13 protein-coding genes are annotated in these 17,958 nt (G+C 45.9%); 2 read left to right on the top strand and 11 right to left on the bottom strand.

Features of this window, described 5'->3' with window-relative positions; genetic code table 11:
• Window positions 1–106: 106 nt before the first annotated feature.
• The 7 genes from BMZ72_RS32130 to BMZ72_RS32100 all read right to left on the bottom strand — a co-directional run bounded on the left by BMZ72_RS32130 (window position 107) and on the right by BMZ72_RS32100 (window position 12,965).
• Window positions 107–850 carry a hypothetical protein gene (locus tag BMZ72_RS32130; protein ID WP_089814868.1) on the bottom strand — a complete coding sequence of 248 codons (744 nt, stop codon included), beginning with the start codon at window positions 848–850 and terminating at the stop codon, window positions 107–109.
• Window positions 851–1,756: 906 nt separating this feature from the next.
• A complete protein-coding gene (locus BMZ72_RS32125; protein WP_089814866.1) occupies window positions 1,757–3,211 on the bottom strand; it encodes a glycoside hydrolase family 30 protein in 1,455 nt (484 codons plus the stop codon).
• Window positions 3,212–3,318: 107 nt separating this feature from the next.
• Window positions 3,319–4,797: a RagB/SusD family nutrient uptake outer membrane protein gene (locus BMZ72_RS32120; protein WP_089814864.1), complete on the bottom strand. Its 1,479-nt coding sequence runs from the start codon at window positions 4,795–4,797 to the stop codon at window positions 3,319–3,321.
• A gap of 11 nt (window positions 4,798–4,808) precedes the next feature.
• Window positions 4,809–7,769 (bottom strand): SusC/RagA family TonB-linked outer membrane protein, encoded by a 2,961-nt coding sequence (locus tag BMZ72_RS32115; RefSeq protein WP_089814862.1) that lies wholly within the window; start codon window positions 7,767–7,769, stop codon window positions 4,809–4,811.
• A 415-nt stretch (window positions 7,770–8,184) separates the two neighbouring features.
• Window positions 8,185–10,113 carry a 7TM diverse intracellular signaling domain-containing protein gene (locus BMZ72_RS32110; protein WP_089814860.1) on the bottom strand — a complete coding sequence of 643 codons (1,929 nt, stop codon included), beginning with the start codon at window positions 10,111–10,113 and terminating at the stop codon, window positions 8,185–8,187.
• Window positions 10,114–12,312 carry a B12-binding domain-containing radical SAM protein gene (locus BMZ72_RS32105; protein WP_089814858.1) on the bottom strand — a complete coding sequence of 733 codons (2,199 nt, stop codon included), beginning with the start codon at window positions 12,310–12,312 and terminating at the stop codon, window positions 10,114–10,116.
• Between the two features lie 77 nt (window positions 12,313–12,389).
• Window positions 12,390–12,965, bottom strand: coding sequence for a Crp/Fnr family transcriptional regulator (locus tag BMZ72_RS32100; RefSeq protein ID WP_089814856.1), 576 nt, complete (start codon window positions 12,963–12,965; stop codon window positions 12,390–12,392).
• Window positions 12,966–13,103: 138 nt separating this feature from the next.
• On the opposite strand from BMZ72_RS32100, the gene BMZ72_RS32095 reads away from it, so the two are divergent.
• Together BMZ72_RS32095 and BMZ72_RS32090 are read left to right on the top strand one after the other, a co-directional pair.
• Window positions 13,104–13,943, top strand: coding sequence for a hypothetical protein (locus tag BMZ72_RS32095; RefSeq protein WP_143087842.1), 840 nt, complete (start codon window positions 13,104–13,106; stop codon window positions 13,941–13,943).
• Between the two features lie 29 nt (window positions 13,944–13,972).
• Window positions 13,973–14,425 carry a hypothetical protein gene (locus tag BMZ72_RS32090; RefSeq protein WP_089814852.1) on the top strand — a complete coding sequence of 151 codons (453 nt, stop codon included), beginning with the start codon at window positions 13,973–13,975 and terminating at the stop codon, window positions 14,423–14,425.
• Window positions 14,426–14,532: 107 nt separating this feature from the next.
• On the opposite strand, the gene BMZ72_RS32085 is transcribed toward BMZ72_RS32090, so the two are convergent.
• From BMZ72_RS32085 to BMZ72_RS32070, 4 genes are all read right to left on the bottom strand, one after another.
• The gene (locus BMZ72_RS32085) at window positions 14,533–15,030 is read right to left on the bottom strand and encodes a hypothetical protein (protein ID WP_143087841.1); all 498 of its coding nucleotides are present in this window, start codon (window positions 15,028–15,030) and stop codon (window positions 14,533–14,535) included.
• Window positions 15,031–15,289: 259 nt separating this feature from the next.
• Window positions 15,290–16,453 (bottom strand): hypothetical protein, encoded by a 1,164-nt coding sequence (locus BMZ72_RS32080; protein WP_089814849.1) that lies wholly within the window; start codon window positions 16,451–16,453, stop codon window positions 15,290–15,292.
• A 280-nt stretch (window positions 16,454–16,733) separates the two neighbouring features.
• Window positions 16,734–17,249, bottom strand: coding sequence for a hypothetical protein (locus tag BMZ72_RS32075; RefSeq protein WP_089814847.1), 516 nt, complete (start codon window positions 17,247–17,249; stop codon window positions 16,734–16,736).
• Window positions 17,250–17,375: 126 nt separating this feature from the next.
• Window positions 17,376–17,933, bottom strand: coding sequence for a hypothetical protein (locus tag BMZ72_RS32070; protein WP_089814845.1), 558 nt, complete (start codon window positions 17,931–17,933; stop codon window positions 17,376–17,378).
• Window positions 17,934–17,958 lie beyond the last annotated feature (25 nt).

Here is a 17,958-nt window from a genome sequence, read left to right as displayed (position 1 = left end):
GGGATAGGGGGCATTCAGGACACAACATTTCAATTCCAAGCTTATCAGGTTTCGTAATTCGCTATAAGCAGTGTTTTCCTGTCTTTTATTAGAGGGAGGTCTCAGTTTATTGTGCCTGTTCAGGTTTTATGGCCAGTTTCTCTCCAATTTTCAGGAGCAGATTATACATATTATTGTATGTCAGCGACTTATCCTTTCTGGCACATAATGCGGCTTCCAGGTACTGATAATAAGGCAGGGTGCTGGGATTACCGGCGAGCGCTTTAATGATCAATCTTCTGTGGATGGAGGTATTTCCTTCTCCATAAATGAAATAATCGGCTTCTTTATCTGTAATATCAGACAGGTGACAATCTACCTGTTCAAGGTTAGTATATTCCTGAAAAAAAGGTCTTGCGCAAACTTCATAGAACTGATGCAGGTAATTGATGAAATGCATTTTCTCTTCATCCGTATTTACTGCCAGCATATAGTTTTTCATATTCAGATGCGTATTCTCGTCCAGCATCTGACGAAAACAATTGCTCTGAATCGTGTGATGCATAAAGGAAGAAACCTTTGTAATATCGCTGAGCACTTCTTCTACCTTATGAAAACTGATCTGCACCTGCGGAAGGGCAAATTCAACGAAAGCCTTGTACTGACCCTCTGTATGTGTAGTCTGATAGAGATGAATGATCTCATCCCTGTCTCTCCATTGTCTTTTGAAAATATAGCTGGTCGTAAATCCATCAGATGCGATCTCGCAGCTAAATCCGTATTTATTAAATGCATTTTCCAATGAATCCTGTGCATGTAACTGCAAGGTGGAAAAACATGATACCATAGCAAGGACTAAAGGACTCTTCATAGGTACATAAGCTTATTACATCAACTATCGCGCATCACCTGCGCCATCCGGCCTGTCCGTAGACATTGAACATAAACTGAAACGTAACGTAAGCATAAACACTGCACAATTATTACCTGACACCCATCAAAACAGATGCTTAAATCAGCACCACACCCGCTTCAGCCCAAGATAATAGACAGCGTCAACAAATATACGTAGTTTTCAATCACTTACATATGCCTCCGCCAACAATCCCACAAAAAGACCATGCAACAACCCCTACAGCCTCAGCCACTTATACCACCGCCACCACCACGATACTAATACCCCCAACAACAGCAAGCCCTCTAACTCCTCAATCCCTCCAATCCCATTATCAGCCACTACACCTCCCCCCTCCATTACCACCACGAAACGCGGGAATTAAGCGAAGGCTTTCAGATGGTAAAGCGGACCTTAGCCCGTCCCCTGCACAAAGCTAACGCCCAACCAATGCCCCATCCCCCAGCACAAAAACTACAGCCAAATCAACATCCTTAACGGGCACCAGTCCGCGACACCATCTGAAACCGCAGCGTATCCCCGCGGCAATAAACCTCAGCCACCACTAACCACCTTCATACTTCCCCCCAAAACCACCACGAAACGAGGGAACTAAGCGCAGGTTTTCAGATGGTAAAGCGGACCTTAGCCTGTCCCCTGCACAAAGCTAACGCCCAACCAATGCCCCATCCCCCAGCCCAAAAACTACAGCCAAATCAACATCCTTAACGGGCACCAGTCCGCGACACCATCTGAAACCGCAGCGTATCCCCGCGGCAATAAACCTCAGCCCCCCGGTAACACCGCGTCCACAAACATCAACAAAAACAACAACGGCCCCGGAAAACCCGAAGCCGCTGTGACATAAACAAAAACCAACTATTACTTCCAAACCAGCGTAACCACCGCACCTGGTTTCAATACATAATTCACAACATCCCCCTGCTGCACAGAAAAAGCACGCTCTTCCTTAGTCGTATTGATCACCACCATCACCCGCGAACCATCCATATTTAAAAACGCTACATTCTCAACACCTGCAGCCGCGGAAGAATACACCCGCTTCGCACCCGGACGCACAAATTTGCTAAAATGCGCAATCGCATAATATTCCACATTCCTTGTCACACCACCATCTTTTGAATTCACCGTCACCACACCACGACAAGTCATACACCCGCGATTCTCTTTACCTGCCCCTGGCTTATTCGTCGTCGGACCATTATTCTCATCCAATGCCATATTCCATAACAACACATTCTTCGACCAGTTATTCATCGTACCGATAAACAACTGCCGCACCATATACTGCAGGTTATCCGCAAACTCCGGAGACCAGCTACCACCAGAACACTCCGTGAAATACAAACCTTTCTCAGGATGCGCCTCATGTACTTTAGACATCGCTCCAACCGCACCTTCATAACAATGAAATGCCGCACCAGCAGTATATTTCGCCATAGCACTATCATCCAGAATAGAAATCGGATACTCCGGACTATTCCAGTTATGATCAAACAACATCACTGACACCTGTTTATTCAATCCTTCTTTCTCCAGTAAAGGACCCAGATGATCTTTAATAAAAGCACCCTGCTCAGGCGCTGTCATTTTCATACTCGGATAAGAAGCTTCGTATTGCGGCTCATTCTGTATGGTTAATGCAGTAATCTTCACACCAGCTGCTGCAAACGCCTGAATATATTTCACGAAGTAACGCGCATAAACAGCATAGGCATCCGGACGCAAAGAACCGCCTTCCAGTTTACCGCTGGTCTTCATCCATCCCGGCGGACTCCACGGACTACCCATGATATGAATATTGGAATTGATACCGCTGATCTCCTTTAACACCGGCGCAACATCTTTCTCATCATGCGCAATAGAGAAATGTGTCAGGGAGTCATCCCGCTGCCCTGCCGGCATATCATCATAACTATACGGATCCGTAGAAAAGTCGGACGCACCGATAGACATACGGATATAGTTAATACCAAGACCATTATCTGCACCGAATAACTCCTGCAGCAAAGCCTGTCGTTTATCGGCAGACATATAATTCTGCATCACATAAGCGGAAGAACCCGTAACAGAAGCGCCAAAGCCTTCTATCTCCTGGAACTGACGCGTCGTATCCATCACGATATTGATAGCGGAAGTATCTTTTGTTTTACCTAATGCAGACTGCTTAACAAACAACTGCTGCTGATCAGGCGTTGTCAGATAAACGGCTACAGAATCATGCTGTCCACCACTACCACTTTGCTGCTGCCCGTTGTTGCAAGCCGCCAGAAAGGCGCCTATACAACAAGTGTACACCCATAATTTCTTATTCATACGTCGATATTTTTCTTGTGAAGCTGATTTTTCAGGTAAAAAGAAGGTCCCGTCCCAGTCGAGACGAGACCTTACATTTGTTCGTTAACGCTATCTTATATCCACATTTAATAGCCAGGATTCTGTATCAGATTGGCATTCTGGTCCATCTCACTCTGCGGAACAGGCCATAAAAGACTCTTTTCCGTCAGGTGATAACCCAGACTAACACCCTTGCCATCTGTCACCGCCTGCATAACCGGGATCGCACGATCTGTACGTACGAGGTCCTGCCAGCGGGTACCTTCGAAAGCAAGTTCCAAACGACGCTCTTTCTCAATAGCCAGACGCATCGCTGCCTGATCTGTAATGTTCAGATTTTTCAGTTTCACACGCTCACGGATCTGTGTAACAATAGTGTTTGCACCTGCTACATCTCCCTGCTCATTCAGTGCTTCTGCTTTCAGCAGTAATACATCTGCCAGACGGTACATGATAATATTCTGGCTGGCGTCAGTCTTACGCATTTTATAGAAGAAAGGGAAACTATCCAGCGGCAGACGGGCATCACCCCATTTACCATTTACATTTGCAAAAGTGATGGTTGACCTGAAACGTACAGTATCTTTTTCCAGCTGATAAGCACGCACGAGGTCATTGCTCGGATTACAGAATTTCTTCCAGTCTGTACCCAGGAACATACTGGTACCCCAGTTACCACCGGTATCCCAGCCGTCGAAGTTCAGTTCGAAAATGGACTCAACAGAGTTTTCATGCGCACCATCCCAGAGGTTGTCATAAACCGGCAGCAGACTATACCCCAGCGCAATAACCTGGTTGGTATAAGATTCTACTTCCGCCCAGTTAACTGGTTTTTTGGTTGCCGCAACTTTCGCCAGCAGCGTATACACAGCGCCTTTGCTCACATAACCTTTATTTACACCAGATGTAGGCACTACTTCCACCGCCGCTTTCAGGTCACTATCGATCTGTGCATAAACACTGTCTGCACTCTTACGTGCAGGATACAGTAACGGATAGATCTGTTCCAGATTATCAGCAGTGATCGTAGGCAGCTCGGTCAATACCAGCGGCACATCACCAAAGATCCTTACCAGGTCAAAGTAAGCGCGTGCACGGATAAACTGTGCCTCTCCGATGATCTGTGCTTTACGGCCGGAGCTCAAAGCCGGGTCAGTTACTTTTGGTACGTTAGCGATCACAGAGTTACATGCAGTGATCTGGTTGTAGAGGTACCCCCAGTCACGGCTTGCCCAGGCATTGGTAGAGAGCAGACGGAATTCGTCGATCTCAAAACCGGCAGCGTTATCTGCACCTGCATAAGCATTGTCAGACTGCGCATCGCTTATATTGAAATAATCCAGTACATAGTATTCAGAGGAACCATTACGGAAATATCCATAACAGCTGGCAAGCGCGGCTTCCGCTGTAGTCGCATCTTTAATATAAGAACCCGCAGTACCCTGCCCCTGGTTACCAACAGTAGTGTTGGAAGGAGGTGTCAGGTTCAGGTCTTTGTTACATGCACCCAGCGTCAGTGTCGCCAGTGCAGCAGATATGATGAGGAGACGATTCGTTTTTTTCATAACTCAAACGTTTAGAAGGACAGGTTTAAACCAAGGACATAAGTTCTTGCTACCGGATAAGTACCGTAGTCAATACCCAGTGTTACACCATTCGCAGGATCACCTGAGTAAGCGTTCACTTCCGGATCAAAGCCCTTGTATTTGGTAATGGTGAACAGGTTCTGTGCAGTAGCATATACCATCAGACGGCTGATGTGCATCGCTGACAGTGCACTCTTCGGCAAGTTATAAGAGAGTGTCGCACTCTTCATACGCAGGAAGGAACCATTTTCCACGAAACGGGAGGAAGTACGGGAGTTGGTAACATCACCATTGGTCGCACGTGGAATGTCAGTTATCTGACCAGCCGCTGTCCAGCGACGCAGTACTTCGGTAGACTGGTTCTTACTATCGTACATACCCTCTGTTTCCATACGGGATGCGTTGAACACTTCATTACCCTGTGAACCCTGGAACAGGAAAGAGAATGACCAGTTCTTGTAAGCCAGGTTGTTGTTCATACCATAAGTGAAATTAGGTTGCGCATTTCCGATCACAGTACGGTCAGTAGGCGTTACATTACCATCACCATTCACATCTTTATAAATCATGTCGCCTGTTTTAGGATCAACTCCTTCTGCTACATATCCGTAGAATGTGCCCAGTGGCAGTCCTTTTCTCAGGGTGATGATGAAATCTCTGTTCTCTGGCGCTGCATAGTTATATACCTGTGTCAGCTGCAGATCCGTCAGACGGTTACGGTTGAAGGCGATATTGAAATCAGTGCTCCAGCGCAGTCCGTCGGCTTTATCAATGTTCACAGAAGAAACAAGGAACTCCAGACCTTTGTTCTCCAGAGCTCCGGAGTTACGCGGCATGTACTGATATTCTGCTGAACGTGGGAATGGTACATTCAACAACAGGTCCTTTGTCTTTTTGATGTAGGCGTCAGCTGAGAAAGTCAGACGGGATTCAAACAGACTCAGATCGATACCAATGTTGGTCTGTGTAGTAGTTTCCCATTTCAGATCCGGGTTAGGCGCGCCTGCAGGCAGGGTGATACCAGGGCCTGACAGCGGACTGGTCGGCGTCTGACGAACGAAGTTGTTCAGACCCAGGGAAGCATATGGACTCAGACCTTCAACGTTACCGTTCTGTCCCCAGCCTGCTCTTAATTTCAGGTCATTGATCGCTTTCACGTCCTGCATAAACGGCTCGGACGAAATACGCCAGCCGGCAGATACAGACGGGAAGTAACCCCATTTGTGTTTTTTATCCAGTTTGGAAGAACCATCCGCACGGAAGTTAACGGTCAACAGGTATCTGCTGTCATAGTTATACATCACACGCGCCAGGTAAGACATCAGGAACCACTGGGACTCTCTGGTGTCGCCAGTGATCTGGTTAGCGGCGTTCAGTGTTTTCACGGTTGGATCAGCAGGGAAATCACGACCTGTCTGATTGGTTTCATCATAACTGTTCTTCTGGGAAGTCACACCTCCCAATGCAGAGAGATTGTGTTTCTTCCAGCTCTTGTCATAGTTCAGGGTGTTTTCCCAGAGCCATGTCGTTGTATTATAACGCTGAGAAGTAGCATAACCATGGTCCAGACGGCCCGGAGTGGTCATGATATAATCCAGGTAATAGTCGTATTTGTGGTTGGTATAGTCGATACCATAGTTGGTCCTGAACTTCAGATCTTTCGTGAAGTTGATGTCCAGGGCAGCATTACCCAGTACACGATTGTCTTTTGTACCCTGGGTCGGACCTTCGATCGCCGCCAGCGGATTATCCCAACCGGATTTGTATGGGTTCATGGTATAGCGCTGGTGACCGTCAGCATCTGTCTCATAGATACCAATGATCGGCGGCGCATTCAGTGCTCCCAGGATCGCTGCGTTACGACCTGCATTTGCATTATCCTTTACATCTTTCAGATCTACATTGGAGTAGCTGATGTTGGTGGTCAGCTTCATCCATGGTTTCAGCTGATTGTCCAGGTTAGCACGGAAAACGCGGCGATTGTACTCTGCCGGTTTAACCATACCATCATCTTTGGTAACAGCACCGGAAATGAAGTACTGAGATTTCTCACTACCACCGGAAGCCGATAACTGATAGTTCTGGTTACGGCCGGTACGGAATACCTCATCCAGCCAGTTGGTCGTCACCGTAGGTGTTACTACGTTGAAACCCATTTCCTTCATCAGGTCATTATATTGTGTGGGATCCAGTACGTCGATCTTCTTACCGATCTTAGATACACCATAATAAGTATTGAAGTTGATCACGGCATCACCGGAACGACCTCTCTTAGTGGTGATCAGTACCACACCATTGGATGCTCTCGCACCATAAATAGCGGCGCTGGAAGCATCTTTCAGTACGGTGATCGTAGCGATATCATTGGTATTCAGGTCCCTTGTATCAGTGGTTGGCACACCATCGATCACATATAAAGGTTCGTTACCTGCCTGTACGGACGTGGCGCCACGTACTCTCACAGAGAATGCGGCCCCCGGTTTACCGGAAGGTTGCGTCACCTGTACACCGGCAGCTTTACCCTGGAGGGCAGCAGCCGTCTGTGTGATCGGACGCTCAGCGATATCTTTGGTATTGACAGCTACTACGGCTGTAGTAACATCTTTCTTTTTCTGCGTACCATAACCGATAACTACTACTTCGCTCAGATCTGTTTTGGTGTCAGACAGGGTAATAGCGACCTGGGTACGGCCCTCTAATGAATAATCCTGTGTTTCGTAGCCCACGTAAGATAATTCAAGAATAGCGTTGGAAGGCGCCTGAATGGTGAAATTACCATCTGGCTGACTGGCCGTTCCTTTAGCTGTTCCTTTGATCTTGATGGAAACGCCGGGAAGAGAGTTGCCCTGCTTGTCCTGTACGTGTCCCTTTACTGTGACGTCCTGCTGTGCCATAGCAAAACTCCACAGTGCCAACAGCAATGCTGTCAGGAATGTTCCCCTTTTTTTCATAATGTGCTTTGGTTTGTGGATAAGGATAACCCTTGTATCAGTTTTAGATTTTGAACTCAAATAAAAACAATAGCCGGAAATGAGTCACTCATTATATAGAGCGGGATAGTCGTTTCATAACCTCTCACATAACATGAATTTCCATTTCATAACGATGACCAGGCGTCCTTTCATTTTGTATTGCCAGGTTTCATGTTGTAAAGATAGGGGGAGTTTCAGACATGACAATGGAAAAGATTTACACAAATAACTGATTATGAAACCATTATATAAAATCTGATACGCTTCAATACCATAAGGCTTTTACCACCGGAAACCCTGATAATGAAGCGTTACAGGCATTTATAAAGGATATATTATATAAATAGCCTGATACGCTTCGCTACCTTTCAAAAAAATTGCATTTTATTTCATTTCAGGCCTCTTCCCTTTCATCCAGCACGAGCAAACTCCAACCCTGCCCATTAGCCTGTTTGAGTTCCTTCTTTCGCTCGTCCATCATTTTAAGGATACGGGTCGCATATGACCAGCAGGTACTTTGCCTGATTTCCAGGATCTCTGAGAGCTTATGAGAGGAGATCTTCCCCTTGGTGGAGTAGATCAGGAAGGTGAGATAGAAAGCTTTATTGATGGGGATACGGATATTCTGGTAAATGGTGTATGCTGTCGCTGATTCCTCATAACTACATTTACTGCAGCGGCGACTAAATGGCTGGTGACCAGCATAATAGTGATCATTACCACATTTACGACACCGGAACTGCTCCGTCCATTTCAGATCAGCCAGAAAACGCAGACAGCTTTCCTTGTCAGGGTATATTTTGCTAAACTCTTCAAAATCAAGGGTTGTTGATAACGCCCTGGCCCTGGTCACCTTTTCGACATTCGTCTGCAACTGGCGATTGTCCTGTTCCAGCAGGGCATTCATACGGGAAATCTCTTCTGCCTGTGCCTCCAGCAATGCATTCGTCTTGATCAGTTCTTCATTCTGCGCGGCTATCACATCCCCCTGTTCTGACAACTGTCTGGTCCTCGCCTGTACCTGGGCCTCCAGCTCCTTGTTCTGATTATCCTTCAGCCGGGCGTTCTCCGTCATCTGCCGGATCATCTGACGGTGTGCCTTGTCCCTTTTTTTCTTCAGGAGACGTACCTTATCCCCTACGGCGAACGAAAGGAAGAACATCTCCAGGATAAAACAGAAACTCAGGCTATAATAGCTGACAATCCCAAAATTCAGCCAGGTATACCCCAGCATAATGAAGAATTTCAGCATAAAGCCGACAAACAGGAAGCTATACCCCAACACAAAGAAACGGGCCGGCCGGTATCCCCTCAGCCAGATGTGCATACCGGTATAAAAGGCCACTGCCAGAGGAATGAGTTCGATAAACTTATAATTAAACCAGTAAGGATTGATCAGCAGACAGGCCAGAAAATAGGCACAACGGGCAATGATCACCCCCATGATCAGTTTATTCAGGAAAGGCGCCCTGGCCTTCACATGTAAGAGACTACTGGTAAATAAAAGGGCAAATACACTCATACTGAACAGCGGCCAGGCAAAAGCGTACTGATTCCAGGCAGGCGCATTTGGCCATAGCCACTGATAAGCAATGCCGTCTGTACACATTTCATACAATACCACGCTCAGGTTATACAATACATAATAAAGGTACTGTCGCTGCCGCATGGCAATAAACATGATCAGGTTGTAAAAGCTGAAAATGAATATCATCCCATAGAAAATGCCAAAAGTGAGGTATTCGCTGAGCGCATAAGACACAAAACGATCTATGGAACGGATCACAATGATGATGTCCGCCGTCTGGGCTGAACTGATCCTGAAATAATACACCGCTTCATCCTGCCGGTTATTATCCAGCGATAATTCGAAGTTCTTGTGGTGGAACCAGCGTTGTGCAAAAGGGTACCTGTCCCCTATTCTTTCCTCCCGGTACACACCGCTGGAGTCGGGTAACCAGGCAGTAATGTCGTCAATGGTCTGGTCAAAGAATTCCAGCAGATAATATTTATTGGCAGCAGGATTGTGCCTGATCTTTACACGAAACCAGACCGGAGCACCCAGGTGCTGATTCTGTGGTGTACTGACGTTACTGGGTTTGAAACGGGCAGACACACTATCGCTTCTGACCTGATCGATCGTCAGTTTTCCCTGCAGATCTTCCAGATACTCAATCTCATTATACGTGAAAATATGTTCCCGTAACGTGCTGTCAATGTGCACCGCCTGTTGGGAGTAAGCAGCATGACTGAACAGGCCTGCGATAAAGGTTAGCAGCAGGTATAGGGCCGTCAGTCGTACTCCCTTTTTGATACTATTCATTCACAATTTCAAAAGTCCGTATTTATACAGCGAATTTACGGGTTTATTGTCCCAGAAAAGCTCGAAATCCTCCAATCCGGCGGCATCGTAACTCTCCATCACCTCCTTCAGTGTGTATGTTTTCTGCTGGCGGACAGACAGCTTCTCCAGCATATCAGCCAACCAGATTCCCTCTTCCTTATTCACGCTGATACTCGCTTTTTCCTTGCGGTTCTGGAAGGTAAGCGAGGTCACTTCCCAGGAACTGCCCTTCTTTGTTTTGGTGAGGGTCTGTACATCCGGTGCTTTTCCCAGCCAGACAACCTTACTGGTCGGCCTGGATGGGGCGTACTGGTCTTCCAGCAATGCTTTTTCTATATAATCAGGTGTGATCTTTGTCTTAGGCACCTTGAATTCAAACCATTTCTGCAAAGGATCATCCAGACAGAGTCCATGCATAAAGTTCAGCAGCGACTTCTTCAGTCCATAGGCAAAAAGCTCATGCTCCGCCCCTGTCTCATCAATATGTACAATATCATTGTTAGCGAAAGCGCCGATCACTTCGGATTCTTTTCTTACGCTGAATTTCTGAGGGTCCTGTCCTACCGGACTATGCGCTGTCATAGTGAACTGGTGCCAGAAAGCAGATTGCAGGACACCTATTTTGAACATCTGACGCACCATCTCCAGTGAATCGATGGTTTCCTGGGCCGTCTGTGTCGGGAAACCGTACATCAGGTAAGCGTGTACCATAATACCGGCATCCGTAAAGTTGCGGTTCACCTGTGCCACCTGCGCCACTGTGATCCCCTTCTGAATCAGTTCCAGCAGTCTGTCGGAAGCTACTTCCAGTCCGCCGGAAACGGCAATACAACCCGACGCTTTCAGCAATAAACACAGATCTCTCGTAAAGCTCTTCTCAAAACGCACGTTCGTCCACCAGCTCACATTCAGCTTACGTTTCAGGATCTCTAATGCCAGCGCACGCATCAGTGCAGGCGGAGCAGCTTCATCCACGAAGTGAAAACCATTCTGTCCGGTCTGTGCAATGATCTCCTCCATCCTGTCGCATAGCAGCTGTGCTGCAATCGGCTCATATAAACGAATGTAATCCAGTGAGATATCACAGAAAGTACATTTACCCCAATAGCACCCATGGGCCATGGTCAGTTTATTCCAGCGGCCGTCACTCCACATGCGGTGCATAGGATTGACCACTTCTATAGCAGAGATATAACTATCAAGCAGGAAATCGCTGTAGTCAGGCGTACCGACCTGCGATTGTTTATAATCGGAGCAGCTTTTGTCATTCACATAGGTCACCTGATCTTCGACCATGGTGAACGTACGTTTCAGTTCATTCAGTTCCTTTTTACCTTCAATATGGGCAACGAGATTCTCCAGGGGCGCTTCACCATCATCCAAAGCAATAAAGTCATAAAACTCAAATACCCGTGGATCGGAAAGCGAGCGCAGCTCTGTATTGGCAAAGCCGCCTCCCATAGCGATCTTCACTTCCGGATAGTTGGCTTTGATCCACTGTCCGCAGCGAAGCGAAGTATACAGATTTCCCGGGAAAGGCACTGAAATAGCCACTAGTTTAGGCTGGACATTGGCCATATGACGGGAAAGCAGATTGATCAGCATACGATCGATGAAAGTATACTCCTGTTGCAGAGCGGTATACAATTCATCAAAACTATTGGCAGAACGGGCCAGTTTCTCCGCATAACGGCTGAAACCGAAGTGCTCGTCCACACATTCCATGATCAGATCGGAAAGGTCCTCCAGGTACATGGTGGCCAGGTGTTTGGCTTTATCCTGTGTACCCATGGAACCAAAAGCCCAGTCCAGATCTTCCAGTTGCGCAAAACGACCGGCTTCCGGCAGAAAGTCGCGTTTGCAGATACGATGTGCAAGTGTTGGATTCTTTCCCTGCAGGAAAAGGATGACGTCATCAATTGTCTCGATATAGTCTTCCTGCAAAGCGATAATGCGGGTGATATTCTCAGCACGTTCGACTGACTGACCATTGATCAGGGCAAACAGCTCCTGTAGCCCCTGTTTGCAGAACAGTGCCAGGGTTACCTCTATGCCGAGGTCGGACTGAAAAGAAGTAATACCCTTCGTATTTAAAAAGCCTTTCAGATAAGCCGTCGCCGGATAAGGCGTGTTCAGCTGCGTGAAAGGCGGTGTAATCAGGAAAACAGATGCACCCAAATCAATCTAATTTTGGTTGCAAAATTATCAATAAATAACCGAAGGCGGCAAATTATCAGGACAGACAGGAACAGGACCTACTGTTTGGATAGCTGTTTACGGATCCTGCTAAGCGATGACTGCGTGATTCCCAGGTAGGAAGCGAGATAAGATAAAGGCACTTTATTGGCCAGTTCCGGGAACTTTTCCATAAACATCAGGTAGCGGCTGGTAGCATCTTCCGTCAGCATCGGGGCGATCTTATCCAGCTTCTCTATCATGGCTCTTTCCCTGATCTTGGCAATGATACGGTCCCAGTCCAGGATGGTGGAAGATAACAGGCGCAGGGTATTTTCCGAAAAAATGATCATTTCGCAGTCTGTGATAGCCTGGATATATTCAGTAGAAGGCATTTTACTCTCCATGCTATGTATATCAGATATCAGCCTGTTACCGTCCACAAAATAGCGGGTAATCTCAGTGCCCTTATTATTAAAATAACATACCCGCAGAATACCGGAGCGGATAAATCCGATCTCCCGGGGTATCCTGCCAGCTTCTGAAAAATATTCATCCCTTTTCAGGTGTCTCTCCGTGACATTGTCCAGTATCAGCTGTATCTGCTGTTGGTTCAGTTGTCCGTATTGCAGCAGATAATTTATCAGGTCATCCATAATAGTCTGTTTCAAAATCGTTTGTCCGTCAGTGTTTTACTAACAGCATTCTCCTCCAAAGATACGCATTCCTCCTCCTGTCAACATTTGCCATTTGACAAATAACATTTGAATATCTTTGCAGCCGAAATTTTACCTATGAAACAAATTTTTCTATCCATGCTGCTACTGGCAGCGGCCCCTGTTATGGCACAAATGAAAGGTAGTATTGAATACAACCTCTGGAGAGCACAGCAGGGCGATACGCTGACCGTTTTCGCTGAAAAAGCCTATATCAGGCAGTCAGCCTCTCCCAAAGCAACGATCCAGGATTCCCTGACCACCGGCCAGACGATCATTGCCGCTAAACTGATCGAAACCGAATTCACCATGAAAGGCATCAGCGCCCCCTGGTACCAGGTGAAGTATAAGGTAGATGGTAAACAAAAAGAAGGTTTTGTCTGGTTAGGATTGATGGCTTTCGGAAGTTATCAGAAAGATAGCGTCCAGTTCCTCTATGGCATTGACAAAGTAACTCCCGGTGATATTAAAGAAGCCGACCCGAAATATCTCATCATGGTAAAGGCCCTCAATGCAAAACACGTCCTGCTTGATAAGAAATCTGTAACGGTGGACGGCGGTTCTTTTGCGATCTCTTCTGACGCAAAAGTGCTGGGCGGAATGGGTCTTGATAAGATCAATACAATTGTTCGTCTTTATTTCAGCGGAGAATCCTGTGGTATCCCCGATAACTATATTTACTTCGGATGGAACGGTTCCAAATTGCTGGAGCTGCCGGGCAAATCCAGTATGTTTGACGCCGGCGCCATAGCACACACGGAAACACTGCTGTTCCCGAAAGAACCTGGCGGACAGGCAGGTAAAATTATCCGACTGACCGTTGATGAAGAATTCGGAGAAGATGGTGAAAAGGTGGCCAAAAGCAAAAGTACCCGCGAAGTTTATATCTGGAACGGAGAGAAAGCGACCAAACAGTAAGCTTTAATCCGTAAATTCAGGTAAAAAAAATGCGACGCCTTACCTGTTCCCTTTTGCTCCTTTGCTTTGCCCTCAGCCTACGTGCACAAACAACGACAGATTCTGTAAAAACAGCTGTCAATCAGCTCTTTACTGCGATGTTGCAATCAGATAGTGTTGCGTTGACGAATTGTTTTGCACCCGGCGCTGTATTACAGACAATTGTAAAAGATAAACAGGGAGTCACAGGCGTTAAAACAGAAGCGATCAGTGAGTTTGCGTCCAGCATTGGAAAATTACCCAAACAGGCCGTTGATGAACAGATCACTTTTGATGTTGTAAAGATAGATGGAGATCTGGCGATAGCATGGACGCCTTATAAATTATACTTCAAACAAAAGTTTGCGCATTGCGGGGTGAATTCCTTTCAGCTGGTCAGACTTGCAGCAGGATGGAAGATCCAGTATATTATCGATACACGGCGCAAACAGGGTTGTGAATAAAAGAATGCCCGGGAGCTGATTTCGTCAATTCCCGGGCATTGTTGTCTTATAATAAGTGTTGGTTTGCATTTCACTCCACCTGGCCTTATTCAACGGATGCTTTCGCATCAGGGCCATAGCTTAACAGGCGCAACTGTATACCACGGAATACCCAATGCACCTTTATGAAAATAAAGACCCATTCTATCCTTCTTTTTTACCCACAGGTATACTTCTTTGTCCACACTGACATCACCAATTGAACGATCATTCATGCCACGTAATGAGAGATAATAATGTGTGGGTTGATTTTTCCAATTCTCCTTGTATTTGCCTGTAACAACTGCTTCCCGGTAATCCGGCGTGGAAATATCTGTCCGGATGTTTGCGAATCTGATCATATTGACCGTGTTCATCATGAACACAAAAGTCATGAAAGCTACAATAGCAAGGAAACGTCCACTTGTGAGCTTCAGTCCACGACTACAATACCAGATCAGCAGTAAGAATAATAAGATAAACCATATCGCACGGGCAAGCACAGGGCCATCCGCGATTTTTATATCTCTGGTCTGCGATTCTCCATACCACCAGGAAATAACCGGGATGACCGATCCCAATGCCATAAACCAGTTATTATTGACCCGAAGCAACACAACTGCTTTATATTTCTTTAACAAAAAGACTGGAAAAAAAACGATACAATAAGGTAATAAAGCCCACCAATGCAAATGATTTTCAAGTTGCAGTGCCAATATACAAATGATAATTGCAGATACGAGCAGCAGCACAGCTGTTCTGTTTGCTTTCTTTAATTGTTGTTGTAAATCTTCGTTCATGACAATATTCTAAAAACTGATGGATTCAGCGTAAATCAGGGGACAGCTACTCTTCCTTTTTTTTCTCCCCTATTTCATACCACGGGATACCCAATCCACCCTTATGGTAATAAACACCTACCTTTTCATTTACATTAAGCTTATCATACAGCGGCGCTTTCACGTTTACGTAAATCCCTTCAGGCGCGTGCTCCCATGGTTCCAGATCAAGGTGATAAGACTCAACAAAGTAATGATCTATAGTAAGTATCTTCTTTTTGATGCCTATTTCATAGTATACTATCGCCGAAGTATCCAGACATCTGTTCAGCACGATCGTCAGGAAAAATCCATTCGCTATAAATAACACCATTAACAATGTCACAGACACATAAAAGCGTTTTGTTCGTCTGTTAAAATCGCGGGTACATTCCCACATCATTAATGCGAGGGCAGCTACTATTATAGCAAAGGTTGTCCATACCTCACTATAATCAGTGATCTCTATAAAATACCACCCGCCTAATAATCCACCTGCTGTAATAAATGAAATAAATGTGCTTCCGGGCAAACCACCGGCGGAATTGTCTATCAGCTGAATAAAACCTTTATGACGCAGTGTAAGATATAAAGAAACTGGTATGCAGAAAAAAAGCAGTAATCCGAACCATGGGAATGAGGCGTTATAACGCCATGTCATTATAGCGAGTAAACAACTGATGACACCGAGTACACGGAGTTCAATCTTCGCACGTTTTCGTCTTCCGGCATGCTCCTGTTCATCATAATGATCTGTTACTTCGCTGTATATCGCTATTTCTTCCATGTGATTAATATCCGGGTACCGGCCAGATAACCAATGCTCCAATTCACTTACGCCCTGCATGTATTTAGACATATAAATACGTTTACCCGTATTGGGTATGATCCAGATCCCGTTGCCATCTGACTTATACCCCTTTACATTGCTTAATAGTATCTCTCTGTTGATCAGGCGGGACTCTTTACGGATACTATACTTATCCAGCACCACTTTCTCTTCCACCTGTAGAAAAGCGCAGATGACCAGTGCTATCGGAATAGCACAAACCGGCCACAGATAAATCAGGGGAATAGCTACCTTAGGATCATAAAACGGGCCTAGAGCTACCGCTACAAATGTAAATAACATAATAGCCAGCAGAATATACATCAGGATCTTAAAACCGCGGGATAATGCAAACACTTTCATACAGTACAGGAGATTGTCTTAATTCCTGTAAATATATGCTGGGAAATCCACCTGATGAAACGTTTTGTGTTATCTTCTGTCTACCACTTCAAACCAGGGGATGCCCAGTGCACCCTTCTGGTAGTGAAGGCCCGCCCGGCCTTTTTCCGGCAGCATCAGATAAACCGATTTTCTCACGACAACATTTTCGTTCTGCCGGGAATGCTCCCACGGTCCAAGCTCAAGCGTATAACTATCGGCAGCACCGCCGGTTGAAGACTTTTTCTCAAGGACGACAGCCTCATAATATACGGGGGCATCGTTTGCTAAGCAATTTATTCAGCAATATGGTCAGGAAAATCCCATTCCCTGCAAATGCCAGCAACATAACAGCAGACACCGTATAAAACAGCTTCTTATTTACTATAAAACGACGTATACACCTCCACATTAGCCAGGTAAGTGCTGCAAAGATCAAAGCTGCCGGCGTCAATACATCCACATAATGGAGGATTTCTATAAAATTACACGCAGCCATCAGACCAGCTCCTACTATTAATGGAATAAAAAATACACCGGATAACCCTTCTGACGGGTTCATTTCTGGTGTTAGAACGTTTTTGTGTCTCGCTATAAGGTATAATGACAAAGGTGTACAACAAAAGAGCACAAGTCCCAACCAGGGATATCCTGCAGAAAAATACCCTGAGAGTACAGCCAGGACGATACTGGTCATGCCAAGCAGGCGCATTTCTCTTTTAGACCTCTTTATGCTGCGGATCATTTCAGGGTCATAGTGAATATTAGTAAACTCCATATGTTTTGGTGATTATTACTTTTAAATAGACAGGGAACTTTTCTTTTGGAGATCTCTCAGCAACCTTTATTTCAGGCAGTAGTCTTTCCGCTTATACATCTATTACATATAGTCCATCTCTTTCAATTACCCAGCCTCCAGCATCTTCATCACTTTCCACAAATGCTCGCATTGCTCCAGGTCTTTGACAGGTGACAACTCAAGTACCGACTGACGGATATGATTCAATACCGCCAGATCAGGTTGCCTACCTTCCAATATTACCATACAGGCCAGGGCCGTCTTTAATACTGTCGCTTTTACCCGGATGCTATGCGGGGAATACCGTGCCGGATGCAGGTGAACATAACGGCCCGGCTCAATGCCATGCAATAATATCCAGCGGGAGCTATCGGACAAAGTGATCTCTATATAACCACCATGGTCCTTTAAATGTTGCAGATATCCTGCTTCATCAGAAAGTCCTGCAGCAATCAGCTGATCAGTAACTTCCCGGAAGATGTCCGGCAGGTCCAGCAGACCATAATAAATATCCATCTGGGAATTGCCCAATACCTTTAACCGTTCGGGTAGTGTCTGTTCGGTCACGTCGGTTAGTTGCCGCCGTATAAATCCCCGATGGTGTTTCAGGGCATTAAAAAGGATATTATCGGCATTCATCGCTTGTCTGACTGGATTCATCATAAAATAAAAAAAAACGTCACAAAGA

Source organism: Chitinophaga sp. YR627 (assembly GCF_900114995.1).
In the GTDB taxonomy this organism is placed as follows: domain Bacteria; phylum Bacteroidota; class Bacteroidia; order Chitinophagales; family Chitinophagaceae; genus Chitinophaga.
The sequence above is the reverse complement of the archived record's forward strand: the minus strand, read 5'-3'. Positions and strand labels throughout refer to the sequence as shown.